Source organism: Cupriavidus sp. CP313 (assembly GCF_054072015.1).
This window is the reverse complement of sequence record NZ_JBSVZB010000002.1, coordinates 395135-416818: the sequence shown is the minus strand read 5'-3', so window position 1 is coordinate 416818 and position 21684 is coordinate 395135. Positions and strand designations below refer to the sequence as shown.

At 67.1% G+C, this 21684-nt stretch carries 16 protein-coding genes and 1 tRNA gene; 12 read left to right on the top strand and 5 right to left on the bottom strand.

The genetic code is table 11. The features are described from left to right. Positions 1-89 precede the first annotated feature (89 nt). Both glmU and glmS read left to right on the top strand, forming a co-directional pair. Entirely contained in the window at positions 90-1454 is a 1365-nt protein-coding gene (gene glmU, locus ACW4E8_RS04155; RefSeq protein ID WP_456803339.1) for a bifunctional UDP-N-acetylglucosamine diphosphorylase/glucosamine-1-phosphate N-acetyltransferase GlmU, read from the top strand. A 117-nt stretch (positions 1455-1571) separates the two neighbouring features. Then, positions 1572-3410, top strand: coding sequence for a glutamine--fructose-6-phosphate transaminase (isomerizing) (gene glmS, locus ACW4E8_RS04150; RefSeq protein ID WP_456803338.1), 1839 nt, complete (start codon positions 1572-1574; stop codon positions 3408-3410). A 78-nt stretch (positions 3411-3488) separates the two neighbouring features. On the opposite strand, the gene ACW4E8_RS04145 is transcribed toward glmS, so the two are convergent. Further along, the gene (locus ACW4E8_RS04145) at positions 3489-4430 is read right to left on the bottom strand and encodes a LysR family transcriptional regulator (RefSeq protein WP_456803337.1); all 942 of its coding nucleotides are present in this window, start codon (positions 4428-4430) and stop codon (positions 3489-3491) included. A 117-nt stretch (positions 4431-4547) separates the two neighbouring features. Between ACW4E8_RS04145 and ACW4E8_RS04140 the strand changes: the two genes are divergently transcribed. The 4 genes from ACW4E8_RS04140 to ACW4E8_RS04125 all read left to right on the top strand — a co-directional run bounded on the left by ACW4E8_RS04140 (position 4548) and on the right by ACW4E8_RS04125 (position 7225). Continuing rightward, positions 4548-5540, top strand: a complete 993-nt coding sequence (locus tag ACW4E8_RS04140) for a Bug family tripartite tricarboxylate transporter substrate binding protein (RefSeq protein WP_456803336.1) — start codon at positions 4548-4550, stop codon at positions 5538-5540. Between the two features lie 294 nt (positions 5541-5834). Then, complete coding sequence (gene bfr, locus ACW4E8_RS04135; RefSeq protein WP_035820638.1) at positions 5835-6302, top strand: bacterioferritin; 468 nt, start codon at positions 5835-5837, stop codon at positions 6300-6302. An 86-nt stretch (positions 6303-6388) separates the two neighbouring features. Further along, positions 6389-6463 (top strand) — tRNA-Cys (locus ACW4E8_RS04130). Between the two features lie 318 nt (positions 6464-6781). Continuing rightward, a complete protein-coding gene (locus ACW4E8_RS04125) occupies positions 6782-7225 on the top strand; it encodes a GNAT family N-acetyltransferase (protein WP_456803335.1) in 444 nt (147 codons plus the stop codon). 24 nt (positions 7226-7249) lie between these two features. Here ACW4E8_RS04125 and dmeF read toward each other — a convergent pair whose 3' ends face one another. Beyond that, positions 7250-8227 carry a CDF family Co(II)/Ni(II) efflux transporter DmeF gene (gene dmeF / locus ACW4E8_RS04120; RefSeq protein ID WP_456803334.1) on the bottom strand — a complete coding sequence of 326 codons (978 nt, stop codon included), beginning with the start codon at positions 8225-8227 and terminating at the stop codon, positions 7250-7252. A 379-nt stretch (positions 8228-8606) separates the two neighbouring features. After that, positions 8607-10067, bottom strand: a complete 1461-nt coding sequence (locus tag ACW4E8_RS04115) for an aminotransferase-like domain-containing protein (protein ID WP_456803333.1) — start codon at positions 10065-10067, stop codon at positions 8607-8609. Positions 10068-10396: 329 nt separating this feature from the next. Between ACW4E8_RS04115 and ACW4E8_RS04110 the strand changes: the two genes are divergently transcribed. Then, a complete protein-coding gene (locus ACW4E8_RS04110) occupies positions 10397-11728 on the top strand; it encodes an aminotransferase class III-fold pyridoxal phosphate-dependent enzyme (RefSeq protein ID WP_456803332.1) in 1332 nt (443 codons plus the stop codon). A 109-nt stretch (positions 11729-11837) separates the two neighbouring features. Beyond that, complete coding sequence (locus ACW4E8_RS04105) at positions 11838-13355, top strand: CoA-acylating methylmalonate-semialdehyde dehydrogenase (protein ID WP_456803331.1); 1518 nt, start codon at positions 11838-11840, stop codon at positions 13353-13355. Between the two features lie 104 nt (positions 13356-13459). Here ACW4E8_RS04105 and ACW4E8_RS04100 read toward each other — a convergent pair whose 3' ends face one another. After that, positions 13460-14437 carry a GlxA family transcriptional regulator gene (locus ACW4E8_RS04100; RefSeq protein WP_456803330.1) on the bottom strand — a complete coding sequence of 326 codons (978 nt, stop codon included), beginning with the start codon at positions 14435-14437 and terminating at the stop codon, positions 13460-13462. A 165-nt stretch (positions 14438-14602) separates the two neighbouring features. Here ACW4E8_RS04100 and ACW4E8_RS04095 point away from each other — a divergent pair, with 165 nt between their 5' ends. Further along, entirely contained in the window at positions 14603-15853 is a 1251-nt protein-coding gene (locus tag ACW4E8_RS04095) for an MFS transporter (protein ID WP_456803329.1), read from the top strand. Between the two features lie 7 nt (positions 15854-15860). Then, complete coding sequence (locus tag ACW4E8_RS04090) at positions 15861-16064, top strand: hypothetical protein (RefSeq protein ID WP_456803328.1); 204 nt, start codon at positions 15861-15863, stop codon at positions 16062-16064. 63 nt (positions 16065-16127) lie between these two features. On the opposite strand, the gene ACW4E8_RS04085 is transcribed toward ACW4E8_RS04090, so the two are convergent. After that, on the bottom strand, positions 16128-17534 hold the full coding sequence (locus ACW4E8_RS04085) for an aminotransferase-like domain-containing protein (protein ID WP_456803327.1): 1407 nt from the start codon (positions 17532-17534) through the stop codon (positions 16128-16130). Positions 17535-17743: 209 nt separating this feature from the next. Here ACW4E8_RS04085 and ACW4E8_RS04080 point away from each other — a divergent pair, with 209 nt between their 5' ends. Together ACW4E8_RS04080 and icmF are read left to right on the top strand one after the other, a co-directional pair. After that, on the top strand, positions 17744-18082 hold the full coding sequence (locus ACW4E8_RS04080) for a DUF2917 domain-containing protein (RefSeq protein ID WP_035819806.1): 339 nt from the start codon (positions 17744-17746) through the stop codon (positions 18080-18082). A gap of 281 nt (positions 18083-18363) precedes the next feature. After that, a complete protein-coding gene (gene icmF / locus ACW4E8_RS04075) occupies positions 18364-21654 on the top strand; it encodes a fused isobutyryl-CoA mutase/GTPase IcmF (protein ID WP_456803326.1) in 3291 nt (1096 codons plus the stop codon). Positions 21655-21684 lie beyond the last annotated feature (30 nt).

Genomic DNA, 21684 nt, shown 5'->3' with positions numbered 1-21684 from the left:
TTTTCGCCAAGCCTGGCGGCGCAGTCCGCCAAACACCCGGCTGGCGTTTTCAAGAATATTTTCGGACACACTCACTTAGGGGTCTCCTTGTGAATATCGTCATTCTCGCCGCGGGCATGGGCAAGCGGATGTATTCCGATTTGCCCAAGGTACTGCACCCGGTAGCCGGGCGGCCCATGCTCGCGCATGTCCTGGACACGGCACGTGCGCTGTCGCCGTCGCGGCTGGTGGTCGTGGTCGGCCACGGTGCCGAGCGCGTGCGCGAGGCTGTTGCCGCCGACGATGTCGCCTTTGCCGAACAGCCCCAGCAGTTTGGCACGGGCCATGCGGTGATGCAGGCACTTCCCTTGTTGGACGACAGCCAGCCCACGTTGGTTCTGTACGGTGACGTGCCGCTCACCAGCGCTGCCACGCTCCAGGCACTCGTGGCCGAAGCCGGCACGCAGCGCTTTGGCGTGCTGACCGTGGAAATGCCCGACCCGACCGGCTATGGCCGCATCGTGCGCGATGCTGCGGGCAGCATCGTCCGCATCGTCGAGCAGAAAGACGCCAGCGACGCCGAGAAGGCGATCCGCGAGATCAACACCGGCATTATCGTGTGCCCCACTGGCCACCTGCGCAAGTGGCTGTCGACGCTGCGCAACGACAATGCCCAGGGCGAGTACTACCTGACCGACACGGTCGAGCGCGCCGTGGCCGATGGCGTGGAGACCGTCTCGGCCCAGCCGGCGGCGATCTGGGAGACGCTCGGCGTCAACAGCAAGCTGCAACTGGCCGAGGTCGAGCGCATCCACCAGGGCAACCAGGCCCGGCGCCTGCTGGAAGCCGGCGTGACGCTGCTGGATCCGGCCCGCATCGACGTGCGCGGCGAACTGAGCTGCGGGCGCGACGTTACCATCGACGTCGGCTGCGTATTCGAAGGGCGCGTGCACCTGGACGACGGTGCGCGCATCGGCGCCCATTGCGTGATCCGCAACAGCACCGTCGGCGCCGGCGCCCAGGTGCACCCGTTCTGCCATATCGACGAGGCCAAGGTTGGCCCCGCCGGCCGCATCGGGCCGTACGCGCGCCTGCGCCCTGGCACCGAGCTGGGCGAGGACGTGCATATCGGCAATTTTGTCGAGGTCAAGAACGCCCAGGTGGCCGCGCACAGCAAGGCCAACCACCTGGCTTATGTGGGCGATGCCACGGTGGGGTCGCGCGTCAATATTGGCGCGGGTACCATCACCTGCAACTATGACGGGGTGAACAAGCACCGCACGGTGATCGAGGACGATGTCTTTATCGGCTCCGACACCCAGCTGGTGGCCCCGGTGACGGTGCGCCGCGGCGCCACGCTGGGCGCCGGCACCACGCTGACCAAGGAGGCACCCGCCGACAAGCTGACGCTGTCGCGGGCCAAGCAGCTGACCATCGACGCCTGGCAGCGCCCGGTCAAGCAGCCGAAGCAGTAAGCGTCAGAGGGCCGCCCGCGGGCGGCCAGGGCACGCGCCGCCTCGGCGAGGCGGCGCCACAGGATTCATACCGGCGCCGGAAGTCTACGGGCAGGCGCCAGCAAACGGGGGTTCAGCATGTGTGGCATCGTCGGCGCGGTTTCCACGCGCAATATCGTTCCGGTCCTGATCGAAGGGCTGCGCCGCCTGGAGTATCGCGGCTATGACTCGTGCGGCGTCGCCGTCGTGCGCGACGATGCGGTCGAGCGCGCGCGCACCGTGTCGCGCGTGGCCGACCTGGAGGCGCAGACGCAGGCTTCCGGCCTGTCCGGCTTCACCGGCGTGGCGCATACGCGCTGGGCCACGCATGGCAAGCCCGATACCGTCAACGCCCACCCGCACCTGTCGGGCGAGACCATCGCCCTGGTGCACAACGGCATCATCGAGAACTACGAGCCGTTGCGCGAAGAACTGCGCGCGGTCGGCTACGGCTTTGAATCGCAGACCGATACCGAGGTGGTTGCCCACCTGATCCACCAGGCCTACACCTACCCCAGCAGTGCCACGCGCGGCGACCTGTTCGCCTCGGTGCGCGCGGTCACCAAGCGCCTGCACGGCGCCTACGCCATCGCCGTGTTCGCCAAGGACCTGCCCGGCGTGGTGGTCGGCGCGCGCGCCGGTTCGCCGCTGGTGGTGGCGCTGGGCGAGAACGAGGCCTTCCTGGCCTCCGACGCGCTGGCCGTGGCCGGCACCGCCAACCGCATCATCTACCTGGAAGAGGGCGATGTGGTCGAGATCACGCTGGACGGCGTGACCATCCACGACGTCGACGACCACCCGGTCGAGCGCGAGGCGCGCGTGGTCGAAGCGCACGCCGCATCGGTGGAACTGGGCCCGTACCGCCACTTCATGCAGAAGGAGATCTTCGAGCAGCCGCGCGCGCTGGGCGACACGCTGGAAGGCATTGAAAGCATTTCGCCGGAGCTGTTCGGCAGCGGCGCCGCCGAGGTCTTTGCCGGCATCGACAGCGTGCTGATCCTGGCCTGCGGCACCAGCTACTACTCCGGCTGCACCGCCAAATACTGGCTGGAGAGCATTGCCAAGATCCCGACCCAGGTCGAGGTCGCCAGCGAATACCGCTACCGCGAAACCGTGCCCAACCCGCGCGCGCTGGTGGTGGTGATCTCGCAGTCCGGCGAGACCGCCGACACCATGGCCGCGCTGCGCCATGCGCGCGCGCTTGGCCACGTGCACACGCTGGCGGTCTGCAATGTGGCCACCAGCGCCATGGTGCGCGAGACCGAGCTGCGCTTCCTGACGCGCGCCGGCACCGAGATCGGCGTGGCCTCGACCAAGGCCTTCACCACGCAGCTGGCCGCGCTCTACATGCTGACGCTGGCGCTGGCCAAGGTGCGCGGCCTGCTGACCGAAGACGCCGAGGCCAAGGCCCTGACCAACCTGCGCCACCTGCCCGCGGCGCTGCATGGCGTGCTGGCGCTGGAGCCGCAGATCATCGCCTGGTCGGAAGACTTCGCGCGCCGCGAGAACGCACTGTTCCTCGGCCGCGGCCTGCATTACCCGATCGCCCTGGAAGGTGCACTCAAGCTCAAGGAAATCTCCTATATCCACGCCGAGGCCTACCCGGCCGGCGAGCTCAAGCACGGCCCGCTGGCGCTGGTCACCGAAGCGATGCCGGTGGTTACCGTCGCCCCCAACGACGCACTGCTGGAAAAGCTCAAGTCCAACATCCAGGAAGTGCGCGCCCGCGGTGGCCGCCTGTACGTGTTTGCCGACAGCGACACGCAGATCCAGTCGTCCGACGGCATCCAGGTGATCCGCTTGCCTGAGCACTACGGCGACCTCTCGCCGATCCTGCACGTGGTGCCGCTGCAGCTGCTGGCGTATCACACGGCCTGCGCGCGTGGCACTGACGTGGACAAGCCGCGTAATCTGGCGAAGTCGGTGACGGTGGAGTAAGGCGAGGGCAGCCCCGCTGCGCTTGCTGGAAGAACCAAGAGGCCCCGCGGGGCCTCTTTGCATTGGCGGCGCGTGGGCCTACGGCCCGGCACCGCCGCTGGCTTGCGCCACCGCTTCATGCACCAGCGCCGTGAATGCGCGCATGGCCGGCGACGGTGAGCGCCCGGCCAGCGACACGATCCCATACTGCGCCCTCAGCTCGGTTGGCGGGTGCATCGGCAGGGCCACGGCCATGCCTTGCGCGCAGGCGTCGGCCATCATCGCCACGGGCACCAGCGCCACGGCATCGACGGCCAGCAGCAGCGAGCGCAGCGCGTGCATGTCGTTGCAGGTGACGGTCATCAGCCCGGGCGCGTCCTCGGAGACCGGGCCGCTGCCACCGCTGGCCTCATGCAGTGCCTGCCGGAAGAAGCGCAGGATATGCGCCGGCAGCCGGGTCCCGGCCACCGGATAGGCGCGCAGCTCAGCCAGGGTGACTTCGCGCTGCCAGGCCAGCGGATGCCCGCTGCGCACGAAGAATGCCGTTTCCAGTGCCGGCAGCCGGTCAATCTGCAGATGTCCCAGTTCCGCCAGGCTGCGGCTTTCGCCGACAAAGACATCGAGGCGTTCCGCTTCAAGCGAACGCCGCATGGCCGGCGTGTCCGCGGTCTCCAGGTCGATGCGCAGATGTGGGTAGCGCCGCACCAGCGCCTCGAGCACGGGATCGAGCAGGAACGATGCCGCAAACGGCCCGAAGCCCGCGCGGATCGTGCCGATCTCTACTTCCTCCAGCAGTTGCAGGTCGCGCTGCAGCTCGCGCTGTTCGCGCAGCATGCGGCGCGCGCGCTCGAGCGCCAGCATGCCGGCCGCGGTTGGCCGCACCTTGCCGTAGCTGCGGTCGATCAGCGGCCCCAGGTCCGCTTCCAGCGCCTGGATGCTGCGTGTGAGCGCCGGCTGCGACAGGTGCAGGGCGCTGGCGGCACGGGCAAAACTGCCTTGCTCGACCAGCGTGACGAAGTGATGCAGCTGCCTTAGCCCCACGTTAGCCCCATGAATTAACCAATTCTGCATCAAAAATTGAAAAATATTGCATTGGACGTAATTTCTCAAGCCCGCTAACGTTGTCCTCCAAAACCATAAAGACGACCTGGAGACGACATGAACCGACGCGCATGGCTCGCGCTGGCCGCTGTTTGGCTGATTGGCGGGCTTTCGCTCAGCCTGGCCCTGCCCGCCGCGGCACAGACCTATCCCGCCAAACCGATCCGCATCGTGGTGCCTTATGTGGCCGGTGGCGGCACTGACACCATCGCCCGTGCCATGGGCGAAAAGCTCAGCAAGCGCCTGGGCCAGCCCGTGGTGGTGGACAACAAGGCGGGCGCCTCGGGCATCATCGGCACCGACGCCGTGGCCAAGGCCGCGCCGGATGGCTACACGCTGTTGATGACCCTGACGCAGTCGGTGCTGACCAACCAGTTCCTGTACCAGAAGCTGCCCTACGACCCGCGCAAGGACCTGACCATGATCAGCGTGCTGGCCGATGCGCAGCTGGTGCTGGTGGCCCATCCGTCGGTGCCGGCGCGCACCGTGCGTGAACTGGGCGAATACGCGCGCAGCCGGCCGGGCAAGCTCAGCTATGCCTCGTGGGGCGTGGGTTCGCTGTCGCACCTGAGCGGCGCCTACTACAGCAAGCTGGTGCATGGCCAGGCCACGCACGTGCCCTACAAGGGCGAGGCGCCGATGATGCAGGACCTGCTGGGCGGGCAGGTGCAGTTTGGCTTTGCCAGCATCCTGACCGCCAAGCCTTATATCCAGAGCGGCAAGCTCAAGGCGCTGGCGGTCACCGGCACGCAGCGCAGCAGCGCATTGCCTGACATGCCCACCTTCGCTGAGTCCGGCATGCAGGACAGCGCCTTCAAGACCGTGGGCTGGATCGGCCTGGTGGCGCCGGTGGGCGTGCCCGCGCCGATTCTCGTCAGGCTTGAAGGCGAAGTGCGCGCAATCCTGCAGGCGCCCGACATGCAGGAGCGACTGGTCGCGCTGGGGCTGCGCACGGTGGGCAGCTCGCCGGCCGAGGCGCAGGCGCTGTATGCGCGCGACTGGCCGGTGCTGAAGACGCTGGTGGCGGATTCGGGCGCGAAGCTCGACTGATTTTCACGACTGGCTCCCGATGGCGGGCGGCGCGGCAATTGCCGTGTGCGCCCGCTTTTCTATTTGCACAATGCCGCGCGGAGCGCTTTTGAAAACCGAATGGAAACCATTGGCATTCGCATCCGCAATGGCGCGTGAAAACCCGGCAAAAATGCGGCGGCGAGGCCGAATTTGCTTGATGTCCGCTCTTGCCGGACTACCATGAAATTCGCGGCGGGATTATCACTGCGGGGTTTTCGTGATTACGAAAATGAGAGTGGGTCCATCAGTTTCGAGGGGTCGTTGGGGGCAGTCATGAAAAGCGACAAGAAGGTGATCCAGTTGCTCAATGGCCAGCTCCGCCATGAGTTGACCGCGATCAACCAGTATTTCCTGCATGCCCGCATGTACCGGCATTGGGGGCTCGGTGCCCTGGGCAAGCACGAGTACGAGGAATCGATCGAGGAAATGAAGCACGCGGACAAGCTGATCGAGCGCATCCTGTTGCTCGATGGCCTGCCCAACCTGCAGGACCTGGACAAGCTGCTGGTCGGCGAGAACACCGAGGAGATGCTCGGCTGCGACCTGAAGCTCGAACAGGTGTCGCAGGCCAGCTGCAAGGAAGCGATCAAGTTTTTCGAGTCGGTCGGCGATTATGTCTCGCGCGAGATCGTGGTCGATATCCTCGCTGACACCGAGGAACATATCGACTGGCTCGAGGCGCAGCTGGAACTGGTGAACAAGGTCGGGCTGCAGAACTACATCCAGTCCGCGATGGGTTAGGGTCCGGCCCCGTCTCCTGCAAAGATTTCCATTTCCCGCTACACTGCGGCCCGCAGCACGTAGCGTCGCACAGACGCGGCGTCAGCGGCGGGGTGGCAGAGTGGTGATGCAACGGCCTGCAAAGCCGTATACGACGGTTCGATTCCGTATCCCCGCCTCCAGTTTTTCTTTGCCTGGCACTAGTTGCCGGGCAGTCTTGCGCGCGCCCGCGCAATTTCCCCGATTTTCATGCGCCTGTCACAGTGACCCGTCATGCACGGCAGCCATGCCGTGGTGCGCGTAATTGCCGCGATGGCGCGGGCCATTTCACCCCCCTTTTTCCGTTACTTCCCCAATAGAACAACGCCACCGAATCGGGTAATGTTGCCTGACAGGCCACATGGCCTGCGTGCAACCCGTGCCGCCGGATGGCGGCACAACCATGTCCGGGCTTCCATGGTGTTCCCGTCGCGAGGTGATGTGAAAAAGAGAGGCTCCAGATGATCAAAGACTTGCGGATCCGGGCGGCCATGCCCTCGGACGCGCCAGCCGTGGGCAGCGTGCTGGAACGCTGCGGCCTGCCCGTGGACGATGTGGTCCGCTTGCTCGAGCACTTCCACGTTGCCATCCTTGGATCGCAGATCATTGCTTGCGCTGCCGGCGAGCGTTTCGGCGAGACCGTGGTGATCCGCAGCGTTGCCGTATTGCCGGAACACCGCGACCAGGGCGTGGCCACGCATGTGGTGCGCGCCGCGCTGATGCGCGCACGCGCCAATGGCGCGCGGCGCGCGGTGCTGCTGGCCTCAAGCTGCCCGAGCTATTTCGCGCGCTACGGTTTTACGCTGGTGCCGGCGGCGAAGCTGCCGGCCGAGGTCATGTCATCGAGCGAATTCCACCGCCATACCGATACACCGCCGCTATGCATGTGGTGCGAGCTGGACTGAACCCGCACGCACCGATGGCACGCCTCAGTGCGCGCCCTCGCAGCGGCTGATCTCCACCGTCACGTGCACCAGTTCCTCATGCACGGATAGCGCCTCGCGCACGCGCTGCGGGGTCAGCGCCGGATCGTGCGTGACCAGGCAGGCGATGCAGGCAAACTGCTGCCGGCCCACGCGCCAGACATGCAGGTCGGTCACACGGGTGCGCTCCTCGCCGTTGGCGTCGGCAGGGTCCAGGCCCGCCAGCACCTCGCGCACTTCTTCCACCACCGGGTGGTCCATCTCGCGATCCAGCAGCACGGCGCCGCTCTGGCGCAGCAGGCCGACAGCCCACCTGCCGACCAGCACGGCGCCCACCAGGCCCATCACCGGATCCAGCCACGCCCAGCCCAGCCACCAGCCGCCGGCCAGCGCGACAAGCGCCAGCACCGAGGTCGCGGCGTCGGCCAGCACATGCACATAGGCGGCGCGCAGGTTGATGTCGTGGTGGTGGCCGTGGCCGTGATCATGGTCATGGCCGTGGTGATGGTGGTCATGGTCGTGCCCGTGCGCATGGCCACCCAGGATCAGCGCGCAGCCCAGGTTGACCAGCAGGCCGAGCGCGGTCACGGCCATGGCCTCGCGGTAGTGGATGTCCTGCGGGCTGAACAGCCGCTCGACCGAGCCGGCCGCCATCAGCGCCGCGATGCCAAGCAGGAACACCGCGCTGGCAAAGCCGGCCAGCACTTCGATCTTCCACGTGCCGAAGGCAAAGCGCCGGTCGCCGGCGTAGCGGCGCGCGGCGGTGTAAGCGAAGGCCGACAGGCCGATGGCCAGGGCGTGCGAGCTCATGTGCCAGCCATCGGCCAGCAGCGCCATCGAGTTGAACCAAAGGCCGGCAGCGATCTCTACCACCATGGTGGCGGCGGTGATTGCCATCACCAGGCGTGTGCCGCATTCGGCGGCGCGGTTGCCGGCGTCGAAGGCGTGGCTGTGGGTCCAGGCGGACAGGTCGTGGCTATGCATGGTCGGGTTCTGCTGAGCGCTTGAGAGCTGAAATCGTCACCCCGCGTGGGGCAATGCAGGCACAAGGGTAGCAGAGCCCCGGCGCTTCGGCGGCCGCGTCCCTGACGGCGGCAGGGACAGCTGGCGCGTACTTTGTGTGCTGCCCGAGATACAAATAGCCCCTGGCTGCCAGCGGGAAATCCACACGATCCTTACATACATTCATGAATGGATGTATGATTCAACGAAGAATTCACACTGCCTTAACGATTTTGTTGTCCATTCCGAGATGAGTTATCGATTTATTGCTATCTGCCTGACCGCCTGGCTGGGCCTCTGCGCCACCGCGGGTTGGTTCGTCGAGCGCCTCTGGAGCTGACCCCTCCGTCTTGCGCGCGTGCTACGCGGCGCGCGGCGCCTGCGCCAGTCGGTCAAAGAATTGCCACAGCTGTGGCGCATCGCCGGTGGCCACGTTGAAGCGGATCCACGGCGAATCCGTCTCGTCCGGCTCGAAATACGACCCTGGCGCCAGCCAGATGCCATGCTGCAGCGCCAGCGTGGCCAGGCGGTTGCCGTGCAGCGGCTCGCCGCGGCGGCTGGCCTGCAGCCGCGCCTGTGCCGCCTCGTTCAGGCGCGCCCAGGCGAACATCCCGCCCTCCGGGCGCAGCAGCACCTCCAGCCCGTGGGCTTCCATCTTTTCCGTCACGCGATCCTGCTGCGCGCGCAGCCGCTCGGCCAGCGCCGCCACGTGGCGGCCGTAGTGGCCGCTGGTCAGCACCGAGTAGACCAGCCGCTCGGTCACTTCCGATGAGGTCAGGCCGACCGCCATCTTGGTGCGCGCGAAGGCCTTGGCCAGGTCGGGGCTGGCGGCCAGATAGCCGACGCGCAGCGACGGCGTGATGGTCTTGGAAAAGCCGTTGATGTAGACCACCTGCGACAGCCCGTCCATGGCCGCCAGCATCGGCGAGCCGGCCGGCGCCAGCTCGCGGTAGATATCGTCCTCCACCACCAGCAGCCGGTGCTGCTCGGCCAGCTGCAGCACGCGGAAGGCGTTCATGCTGCTCAGGCTGGCGCCGGTCGGGTTCTGCAGCACGGTGTTGATAAAGAGCGCGCGCGGGGCATGGGCGCGGATGGCATCGTCCAACGCGTCGGTATCCAGCCCCGCCGCCGAGCGCGGCACGCCCACCACGCGCAGCCCCGCCAGCCGCAGGATCTGCAAGAGGTTGCAGTAGCAGGGCGATTCCACCAGCACCGTATCGCCGGCACGCAGCAGCGTGCGCACCACCAGGTCCAGCGCCTGCGTGGCGCCCTGCGTCAGTACCACCTGCTGCGCCTGCAGCGGGATGCCGTACTGGCCCAGGCCGGCGGCGATATGCTCGCGCAGCGGTGCAAAGCCGTACGGATGGCCGTAGCCCGACAGCTGCGCCGCCGGCACGCGCGCTGAGGCGCGCATGGCCTGGTGCAGCCCTTCCTCGTTGAGCCAGTCGCCGGGCAGCCAGCCGGCGCCGGCCTTGATCGGCACCGAGTGGTCGGCGAACACATCCGACAGCAGCCACGCCGCGTTCAGTCCCGGCGCCTCCCAGTGCGGCGCGCGCGCGTGCCCGGCCGGGGCATGGCGGTGCGCCACGGTATAGCCCGAGCCCGGGCGCGCCGCCAGGTAGCCCAGCGCGGTCAGCCGGCCGTAGGCCTCGGCCACGGTGAAGGTGCTGACGTGGTGGTGCTGCGCAAAGCGGCGCACCGAGGGCAGGGCGGTGCCGGCGCGCAGCGCGCGCTGCTCCACCAGTGCGGCGATGCCGGCGACGATCTGCTCGGTCAGGGTGTCGCCGTCGCGGCGGCTGCGGGTCAGGTTCAGGGTCAGCATCAGGCACTCTGGCAGGCGTGAACCTGTACAGTTTAGCGGCTGGAGGCAGGCCAGGCTGCGGTGGTCTTCCGCAAAGCGAAATTTGCCGCAGTGCAGCGTGGGATGACGCACCGCGGTCCAGGGCGGGTCGTGGCACGGTGGCGGGCTGGCGGCACCCCGATGGCGCTTGCCTGTACGGTTTGGCGTGTTCAAACTGCACGGTAAGGCAGTCTTGTCCGGACTGTATATTTTGTCGGCCAGACGCCGCCGGTAGAGTGGCCCTCATTGCCGCCGCGCTGCCAGCCAGCGTGCTACCCGCCAATCCGACCTGATTCCCCCTAGGAGGACGTATGGACGCCGCCAAGACCGTGATTCCCGATCTCGATGCCCTGTGGATGCCCTTCACCGCCAACCGCCAGTACAAGGCGGCGCCGCGCCTGCTGGCGTCGGCCAGCGGCATGTACTACACCACCCACGACGGCCGCCAGATCCTGGACGGTTGCGCCGGCCTGTGGTGCGTGGCCGCCGGCCACTGCCGCAAGGAAATCTCCGAGGCCGTAGCGCGCCAGGCTGCCACGCTGGACTATGCGCCGCCGTTCCAGATGGGCCATCCGCTGTCGTTCGAGGCCGCCACCAAGGTGGCCGCGATCATGCCGCAGGGGCTGGACCGCATCTTCTTCACCAACTCGGGCTCGGAGTCGGTCGACACCGCGCTGAAGATCGCGCTGGCCTACCACCGTGCACGCGGCGAAGGCCAGCGCACGCGTTTTATCGGGCGCGAGCGCGGCTACCACGGCGTGGGCTTCGGCGGCATGGCGGTGGGCGGCATCGGCCCCAACCGCAAGGCGTTCTCGGCCAACCTGATGCCGGGCACCGACCACCTGCCGGCCACGCTGAATATCGCCGAGGCCGCCTTCTCCAAGGGCCAGCCGCAATGGGGCGCGCACCTGGCCGATGAGCTGGAGCGCATCCTGGCGCTGCACGACCCATCCAACGTTGCCGCCGTGATTGTCGAGCCGCTGGCCGGCTCCGCCGGCGTGCTGGTGCCGCCGGTCGGCTACCTGGAAAAGCTGCGCGAGATCACCAGCCGCCACGGCATCCTGCTGATCTTCGACGAAGTGATCACCGCCTTCGGCCGCCTGGGCGCCGCCACCGCGGCCGAGCGCTTCAATGTCACGCCGGACCTGATCACCATGGCCAAGGCGATCAACAACGCCGCGGTGCCGATGGGCGCCGTCGCCGTGCGCCGCGAAGTGCATGACACCGTGGTCAATTCGGCCGCGCCGGGCGCGATCGAGCTGCTGCATGGCTACACCTACTCCGGCCACCCGCTGGCCGCGGCTGCCGCCATTGCCACCCTCGACCTGTACCAGCGCGAGAACCTGTTCGGCCGCGCCGCCGAACTGGCGCCGGTATTCGAGGCCGCAGTGCACGGCGTACGCAGCGCGCCGCACGTGAAGGACATCCGCAACTACGGCCTGGTCGCCGGCATCGAGCTGGAGCCGCGTCCCGGCCAGCCCGGCGCGCGCGCGTATGAGGCCTTCCTGAAGTGCCTGGAGCTCGGCGTGCTGGTGCGCTACACCGGCGACATCCTGGCGTTCTCGCCGCCGCTGATCATCTCTGAAGCCCAGATCGGCGAACTGTTCGATACGGTGAAGAAGGTGCTGCAGGACATCAAGTAAGCGGCGCGCGCCGCATCGCATTGCCGCCGGACCTGCGGGTCCGGCCTCTCTGATTGCACGCCGGGGCGCGCGCTGACTTGCGTGCCGCGGCAATCGAAGGAAATCCCAAGTGAGCATCGCAGAAAACCGGCAACTGGCCGAGATCCACCATTTCATCGGCGGCGCCGTGCGCCGCGCCGGCGGCCAGCGCCTGGCGGACGTATTCAACCCCGCCACCGGCGAAGTTGCAGCACGCGTGGCGCTCGGCACCACGCAGGACGTGGCCGATGCCGTCGCCGCCGCCCATGCCGCATTCCCGGCCTGGTCCGACACCCCGCCGCTGCGCCGCGCGCGCATCCTGTTCAAGTTCAAGGAACTGCTCGACCAGCACCACGACGACCTGGCCGCGCTGATCACGCGCGAGCACGGCAAGGTGTTCTCGGACGCCAAGGGCGAAGTCACGCGCGGCATCGAAGTGGTGGAGTTTGCCTGCGGCATCCCCAACCTGCTCAAGACCGACTTCACCGACAACATCGGCGGCGGCATCGACAACTGGAACCTGCGCCAGCCGCTGGGCGTGGTGGCCGGCATCACGCCGTTCAACTTCCCGGTGATGGTGCCGATGTGGATGTTCCCGGTGGCGCTGGCGTGCGGGAATACCTTCGTGCTGAAGCCGTCGGAGCGCGATCCGTCGCCGAGCCTGCTGATTGCCGACCTGCTGCGCCAGGCTGGTTTGCCCGACGGCGTGTTCAATGTCGTGCAGGGTGACAAGGAAGCCGTGGACGCGCTGCTCGCACATCCGGACGTGCAGGCGCTGTCGTTCGTCGGCTCGACGCCGATCGCGGAGTACATCTACACGGAAGGGACGAAGCATGGCAAGCGCGTGCAGGCGCTGGGCGGCGCCAAGAACCACCTGGTGGTAATGCCCGATGCCGATCTTGATCAGGCGGTCGATGCGCTGATTGGCGCGGCCTATGGTTCCGCTGGCGAGCGCTGCATGGCGATCTCGGTAGCCGTGGCAGTCGGCGATGTTGCCGACAAGCTGGTGCCGCGCCTCGCCGAGCGCGCGCGCACGCTGAAGATCCGCAACGGCATGGAGTCCGATGCCGAGATGGGCCCGCTGGTGACCGGTGCGCACAAGGCCAAGGTCGAAGGCTATATCGCCAAGGGCGTGGAAGAGGGCGCGACGCTGGTCACCGATGGCCGCGGTCACAAAGTCGATGGCCATGAGAATGGCTTCTATGTCGGCGGCACGCTGTTCGACAACGTCAAGCCCGACATGACGATCTACAAGGAGGAGATCTTCGGTCCGGTGTTGTCGGTGGTGCGTGTGCATGACTTTGCCGAAGCGGTGTCGCTGATCAATGCGCACGAGTACGGCAACGGCGTGTCGTGCTACACCAGCGATGGCGGCATTGCGCGCGCGTTCGCACGGCAGATCCAGGTGGGCATGGTCGGCATCAATGTGCCGATTCCGGTGCCGATGGCGTGGCATTCGTTTGGCGGCTGGAAGCGCTCGCTGTTCGGTGACCACCATGCCTATGGCGAAGAGGGCGTGCGCTTCTACACGCGCTACAAGAGCGTGATGCAGCGTTGGCCGGATTCGATTGCCAAGGGCGCTGAGTTCACGATGCCGGTGGCTAAGTAGGTTGTTGTGGTGGACGGCTTTCAAGTGCCGTCCTACCGATTGCGCGCACTCGGAGTGGCTCCTCGCATCCGGGGCTGGAGGAAGATGTCGATGCCTGAGCGCGGTTACCCCGCGCTGCGCGTGCTGGCTTGCCGGTAGGCGCTTGGCGTGCCGGCTTCTCCCTTGTTCCAGCAGGCGCGGAAGGCCTGTACGCTGGCGAAGCCGCTCTTCAACGCGATTTCTTCCACTGGCAGCGTCGATGCGGCCAGCAGCTTGCGCGCGCGTGCCATGCGCAGGGTCAGCTGGTATTGCTTCGGCGTGAGGCCGGTTTCCTCATGGAACAGGCGCGACAGGTGCCTGACGCTGACCGCGAAACGCTGCGCAAAGCGCGGGTCAGCGACGTTGGCTTCCAGGTCGCGCGAGATCGCATCCTGCACTGCATGCACGAGCGGGTTGCCGTGCGAGCGTGCGCTGAACTGTGGATCAAGCTGCGGATCGGCGCCGAAGCGCCGGAACGGCACTACGTTATCGCGCGCCACCGCAATCGCGGCCTCGTCGCCGTAGGCGTTGGCCACCAGCCGCAGCGCCAGGTCGATGCCGGAGGCCACGCCGGCCGAGGTCCAGACATTGCCGTCGCGGACGAACACCCGGTTGTCGATCACGGAGGCATCCGGATGGCGCGCGCGCAGGCGCTTGATATGTGCATGGTGTGTCGTGCACAGGCGCCCGTCGAGCAGGCCCGCTGCGCCGAGCAGGAAGGCGCCGGTGCAGACTGCGGCCACCTGCACGCCGCCATTCCTGCCCTCACCAAAGCTTTCCCTCAACCATGCCGCGCTATCGTGCCACGCAGGCGATGTAGTCAATGTGTCCAGAAGTTTGCTGCCAATGGCAATGACCACGTCGCCGGCTTCGAGCCGGGCGGGCAGGCGTTCAACGCGGCCAAGCGCCGGACCCTGGAAGGAAGTGACGCTGGAATGCGGGCCGACGCAACGCACAGTGAGTGGCGCAAGCCCAAGTTCAGCCACACTCGACAGGATCTGTAGCGGCCCGCCGAGGTCGAGCATGTGGACATTGGGCAGCACCAGGAAATAGGCGGTAGTCATCACCAGTGTGGAGATCGCAAGGCCGATGCCGGCATTCTCGCGCGAATGGCAGGCTTTGTATTGGCGATGGCCGAAAATTTGCTTTTCTGGTCCATTGCGTTGCTCCGGCAGGCCGCCGGCTTTCCTTAGCATGGTCAACGAACCCCCTGCCAAAGAGAGATCGCCATGCACCGCACCCGCCTGCCCGCAGTCACCGTGGCCCTGGTCGCCATCGGCTTTGCCGTGATGTTCGTGTCGACCGCGGTGAAGGGCCTCTACCAGGTGTACTTCGTCGACCTCGCCACGCACTTCGGGCAGGGCCGTGCGCAGTTTGCCTGGTCCGGCAGTGTCTTTATGCTGGCCACCGGGCTGATGTCGCCGGTCGTCGGCGCGCTCAGCGACCGCGTCGGCCCGCTGCGCACCGCGGCCGCTGGTGCGCTGGCGGCAGGCATTGCGCTGGGTAGCGCGGCGCTGTGGCCGGGATCGCTGACGTTCTTCGTGCTGATGTTCGGCCTTGCCGGCGCGTTCGGGCTGGCGGCCATGACCTTTGTGCCGATGGGCATCCTGGTGGACCGGCTGTTCGAGGAACGCAAGAAGGGGCTGGCCTATGCGGTGGTTACCAACGGCACCGCGATCGGCTTTATCGTGCTGTCGCCGCTGTGGATCTGGCTGCAGCCGCAGGCGGGCTGGATCACGGCGTTCGGCGTGGCGGGTGCGGTGTTTGCGTTGCCGGTGGCCGGCGCCTTGTGGCTGGCTTCGCGCTGGGAGCCGGCGTCCGCACCGGCGCCACGCACGGCCGAGGCCGAAGTGTCGGCATGGACGGTGGTGCGGCGCGACCCGGTGTTCTATGCGCTGGCGGCCGGCTTCTTCGGCTGCGGCGCCACGATGGCCTTTATCGACGTGCACCTGATCGCGTACTGGCAGGGGCAGGGCGTGCCGCGGCTGGCGATGGGCTATGCGATGAGCACGCTCGGCGCGCTGGAGCTGGCCAGCGGCCTGGTCTCCGGCGCGCTGGCACTGCGCTGGGACAAGCACCGGCTGCTGGCCGCGTTCTACGCGCTGCGCTCGGCATCGATGCTGTTGCTGCTGGTGCCGGGCCTGGGCGTGCTGCCGTTTGCGATCGGCTTTGGCGCCAGCTACCTGGGCACGGTGATCCTGACCTCGATGTTCTGCTTCGAGCGCTACGGCAGCCGGATCAAGGGCAAGGTGTTCGGCCTGCTGTTCCTGGGGCACCAGCTGGGTGCCTTCCTGACGGTGCAGCTGGGGGCGTGGTCGTTCGATGCCACGCGCAGCTACCAGCACACTATCACGGCGCTGGTGGCGGTGACGCTGTGCTCCGCCGCGTGCTCATGGTTTGGCCTGCGCCGCGCGGGGCCGTTGCCGGCACTGGCCAAAGGCCCGGCGCACGCCGCGGTGCCCGAGGCTGCCAGCCGCTGAAGTGCTGATGCTGCCGCGGCTCCTTCTTGCCTGCGCGGCCTTCGCTCCGCTGGGTCTGGCGGCCTGGGCGATGCCGTGGGCGCTGCGCGCAAGGATTGCCGCGCTGGCGGCACTGGCCCTTGCCGGCGCCGCACTGCTGGCGCTCGATCCGCTTGCCGCCGCACTGGCGCGCGTGGACGGCATCTTGTCGGCGCCTGGCTGCGGCGGCTGACGTCGTCCTCATGCATGCCGTGCTGCATAACCACGGCGGCTGAGCGCCTTCATTTACCAGTGCTCAACTGCCGCGCTCGGCGGCGGCCTTCATGAAGGCCACCGCGCGCGGCTCGTTGGCGTAGGCGGCGTTGATCCGGATCCATGCCGAGGTCTCGCCGCCCGGGCGGAAGTAGTTGCCCGGCGCCAGCGTCACGCCGTATTCCTCGCCCAGCGTCACCAGTTCGCGCGAATCCTCGATGCCGGGCGGGCGCGCCCACAGGAAGTTGCCGCCGGACGGCTGGCAGAACACCTCCCAGCCGTTGCCGGTCAGCTGCCGCACGGCATTGGCCGAGGCCTCGCGCACGCGCAGGCGCAGCCGCTCCACATACTTGCGGTAGCCGCCGCGTTCCAGCAGCGCCGCGGTGACCGCTTCCGCAAAGTGCGAGCCGGCCACGCTGGTGAGCACCTTCACATCGACCAGGTCCTTGATCAGCGCCTTGTCGGCCACCAGGTAACCGACCCGCAGCGAGGCCGACACCGTCTTGGAAAAGCCGCCGATGTAGATCACGTGCTCGAGCTGGTCCAGCGTGGCCAGCCGGTCGGTGAAGTGGGTCTGGAAGTCCGAGAAGATGTCGTCCTCGACAAAGCGGAAGCCATGCCGGCGCGCCAGCTCCAGCAGCCGGAATGCCACCGGCGGCGCCAGCGTCGACCCGGTCGGGTTCTGCAGCACGCTGTTGGTGAAGAACAGCTTGGGCTTGTGCTGGCGCAGCAGCGCCTCGGTGGCGTCCGGGTCGGGGCCTTTGGGCGTGTGCGGCACGCCCACCAGCTGCACCCCGTGCAGCCGCAACAGGCCGAACAGGTTGTAGTAGCCGGGATCTTCCACGAACACCGTATCGCCGGGCTTGAGCAGGTGGCGCACCACCAGGTCCAGCGCCTGGCTGGCACCGGTGGTGATCAGCACTTGCGGCAGTTCGGCGGCGATGCCCAGTTGGTGCACGCGCAGCAGCACCTGGCGGCGCAGTTCCGGATGCCCCATCGGCGTGGCGTAGTGGATCACGCTGTCGATCTCGTTGCGCGAGATCGCGCGGATCGCCTGCGTCAGCCCCTCAACGTCGCGCCAGGTCTCGGGCACGAAACCGCCGGCCAGCTTGAGCGTGCCGCTGGGGTGGTTGAACTGCTCGAGGATGTGGTCGGAAAGCTCCTCGGCCAGGCTCGGATCGGACCAGCCGCACGCTGAGCGCCCCGCCAGCGGACTATCCGCCACATAGAAGCCCGAACCCTGGCGCGAATCCAGCAGCCCCTGCGATACCAGCCGGTCATAGGCTTCGATCACCGGGAAGCGGCTGATGCCGTTCGCGGCTGCCAGCTGACGGATCGACGGCAGCTTTGCGCCAGGCCGAGCCTCGCGGTTGCCGATCCACGACTTCACGCCGTTGACGATCTGATCGGTCAGTGGAATTCCGGTAGAAGCATCTAAGATTAGTTTCATAAGGCAGGGCAGCCGGGGGAAACCGGAGGACGCAACTGTCAGGGAAAACTACTGAACAGTTCACCGAAAACTGTTCACAACTGTACATGGGATTGTAGTGAAGGATGCGAATAATGGAAGCGTGGCGGAGAAAGGCGCCGGCTCCTGTGGTCATTCGGCATCCAGGAGTCGGCACCGGACCAGACCGCCGGGCTGATGAGGAGTGCGACATGCGCGAACTACGGACTTTCGAACTGGACGAGCCCGGACAGCCAGTGAGCTGGCGCGCCGGTTACGGGCAGACCGTCTGCGCGGCGGCGGGCAAGCTGTGGGTGACGGTGGAAGGCAATCCCAACGACATCTGGCTGGAGCCGGGCGCCGAACTGCCGTTGCCGGAGGGCTACCGGGTGTGGCTGTCGGGCGATGGCGCGGGCGCGCGCTTCACGCTGGCACAGGTGCCGGCACCGTGGTCGCTGCGGCGGCTGGCGGCGTGGCTGCGGGTGATGCGGCACCGGGTGGAGGAGCACAGCACGGATGCGTTCGGGGAGTGCCCCAGGATCTGGGCCTGAGCGGCCACTCACGCTTTGCCGGAACGGCCACCTGCGGGTGGCCTTTTGTTTGCCCGGGCGCTTGCGCGGCGCCTGCCGCGGGCGCCTACTCTATAGGGACAGCCCCGTCCCACGCACGCCGGTCTCGGGGTTCCGCCCCATTGCTTTACGTTAACGTCAACTTCATATAATCGATCGGCCCCGACCCGGGGCACAGCCCGCGCATTTGCAGCTAAGCCGGCACAGAACGGCACGTCCGGCGCACGTCGCGGTAGCAGCCAACACCAGAAACGGTGGAGACAATGACCGACCTTTCCGATGTGCATGATGTGCGCCGCGGTGCGCCCCAGCCCAAGCCCACCGCGCAAGGCCGCGGTCCGGTCAACAAGGTGCGCTTTGTCACGGCGGCGTCGCTGTTCGACGGCCATGACGCCTCGATCAACATCATGCGCCGCATCCTGCAGTCGCATGGCTGCGAGGTGGTCCACCTCGGCCACAACCGCTCGGTCGAGGAAGTGGTGACGGCGGCGCTGCAGGAAGACGCGCAGGGCATCGCGATTTCCAGCTACCAGGGGGGTCATGTCGAGTTCTTCAAGTACATGGTCGACCTGCTGCGCGAGAAGGGCGGCGAGCATGTGCAGGTCTTTGGCGGCGGCGGCGGCGTGATCGTGCCGGACGAGATCCGCGAGCTGCAGGCCTACGGCGTGGCGCGCATCTTCAGCCCCGAGGACGGCCAGCGCATGGGCCTGGCCGGCATGATTGCCGACATGGTGCAGCGCTGCGACATCGACCTGTCGCGCTATGCGCCGGCCTCGCTCGACCCCGTCGCCGGCGGCGACCGCCGCGCGCTGGCGCAGCTCATTACCGCACTAGAGAACGGCAAGGCCGATCCGGCGCTGGTGCAGGCGATGCATGCGCAAGCGGCAGCGGCATCGATCCCGGTGCTCGGCATCACCGGCACCGGCGGCGCCGGCAAGTCGTCACTGACCGACGAACTGATCCGCCGCTTCCGCCTCGACCAGCAGGATGCACTGTCGATCGCCGTGATCTCGATCGACCCGTCGCGGCGCAAGTCAGGCGGCGCGCTGCTGGGCGACCGCATCCGCATGAACGCGATCAACCACCCGAACATCTTCATGCGCTCGATGGCCACGCGCGAGGCGGGCTCCGAGATCTCGCAGGCACTGCCGGACGTGATCGCCGCGTGCAAGGTGGCGGGCTTCGACCTGGTGATCGTTGAGACCTCTGGCATCGGCCAGGGCGACGCGGCCATCGTGCCGCACGTGGACCGGTCGCTGTACGTCATGACGCCGGAATTCGGCGCGGCCAGCCAGCTCGAGAAGATCGACATGCTGGACTTCGCCGACTTCGTCGCCATCAACAAGTTCGACCGCAAGGGTGCGCAGGACGCGTGGCGCGATGTGGCCAAGCAGGTGCAGCGCAACCGCGAGCAATGGCACGGCAAGGCCGAAGACATGCCGGTGTACGGCACGCAGGCCTCGCGCTTCAATGACGACGGCGTGACCATGCTGTACCAGGGCCTGCGCGAGGCACTGGCCGAACGCGGCCTGAAGCTGCAGCCGGGCACGCTGCCCGCGCTGTGGGGGCGCATCTCCACCGGCCAGAACGTGATCGTGCCCCCCGCGCGCAGCCGCTACCTGGCGGAACTGGCCGACACGGTGCGCGGCTACCACCGCCGTGTGATGGAACAGAGCCGCATCGCGCGCGAGCGCCAGCAACTGCGTGAATCGAGCCGCATGCTGCAAGCCGTGCAGGGAGATGGCGCCGCGCTGGATGCGCTGGCGGCGGAGCGCGACACTGCCCTCGGCCAGGTCGAGCGCAAGCTGCTGGCGATGTGGCCGCAGATGCGCGAAGCCTACAGCGGCGACGAGTACGTGGTGAAGATCCGCGACAAGGAGATCCGCACCGGGCTGGTCACCACCACGCTGTCTGGCACCAAGGTGCGCAAGGTGGTGCTGCCACGCTTCGAGGATGACGGCGAGGTGCTGAAGTGGCTGATGCGCGAGAACGTGCCCGGCAGCTTCCCCTACACCGCCGGCGTGTTCGCCTTCAAGCGCGAGAACGAGGATCCCACGCGCATGTTCGCTGGCGAGGGCGATGCCTTCCGCACCAACCGGCGCTTCAAGCTGGTGTCCGAAGGCATGGATGCCAAGCGCCTGTCGACCGCGTTCGACTCGGTCACGCTGTATGGCGAAGACCCGCATGTGCGTCCGGACATCTACGGCAAGGTCGGGAACTCCGGCGTGTCGATCGCTACGCTCGACGACTTGAAGGTGCTGTACGACGGCTTCGACCTGACCAACCCGTCGACCTCGGTGTCGATGACCATCAACGGCCCGGCGCCGACCATCCTGGCGATGTTCATGAACACCGCCATCGACCAGCAGCTCGACAAGTTCCGCGCCGACAACCAGCGCGAGCCCACCGCCGACGAGGAAGCCAAGATCCGCGCCTGGGTGCTGCAGAACGTGCGCGGCACGGTGCAGGCGGACATCCTCAAGGAAGACCAGGGCCAGAACACCTGCATCTTCTCCACCGAGTTTTCGCTCAAGGTGATGGGCGATATCCAGGAGTACTTTGTCCACCACCAGGTGCGCAACTTCTACTCGGTGTCGATCTCCGGCTACCACATTGCCGAGGCCGGCGCGAACCCGATCTCGCAGCTGGCGTTCACGCTGTCCAACGGCTTCACCTATGTGGAAGCGTACCTGGCGCGCGGCATGCATATCGATGATTTCGCGCCCAACCTGTCGTTCTTCTTCTCCAACGGCATGGACCCCGAGTACAGCGTGCTGGGCCGCGTGGCGCGCCGCATCTGGGCCGTGACCATGCGCGACAAGTACGGCGCCAACGAGCGCAGCCAGAAGCTGAAGTACCACATCCAGACCTCGGGCCGCTCGCTGCATGCGCAGGAGATCGACTTCAACGATATCCGCACCACGCTGCAGGCGCTGATCGCGATCTACGACAACTGCAATTCGCTGCACACCAACGCCTACGACGAGGCCATCACCACGCCCACCGGCGAGTCGGTGCGCCGCGCGCTGGCGATCCAGCTGATCATCAACCGAGAGTGGGGTGTCGCCAAATGCGAGAACCCCAATCAGGGCAGCTTCCTGATCGAAGAGCTGACCGACCTGGTGGAAGAGGCGGTGCTGCAGGAATTCGAGCGCATCGCCGAGCGCGGCGGCGTGCTGGGCGCGATGGAGACCGGCTACCAGCGCGGCAAGATCCAGGAAGAGTCGCTCTACTATGAGCAGCTCAAGCACGACGGCACGCTGCCCATCATCGGCGTGAACACGTTCCGCAACCCGGACGGCGACCCGATCCCGCAGAAGCTGGAACTGGCGCGCTCCAGCGAGGCCGAGAAGCAGAGCCAGCTCGACCGCCTGCAGGCGTTCCAGCAGGCCCATGCGGCCGAGGCGCCGGCGGTGCTGGCGCAGCTGCGCCAGGCCGTGATCGACAACCAGAACGTATTCGCGGTGCTGATGGACGCAGTGCGGGTTTGCTCGCTGGGGCAGATCACCCATGCGCTGTTCGAGGTGGGCGGGCAGTACCGGCGCAATATGTAGACCCGGCGGCACCGCGCAGCAAGCAGTGCC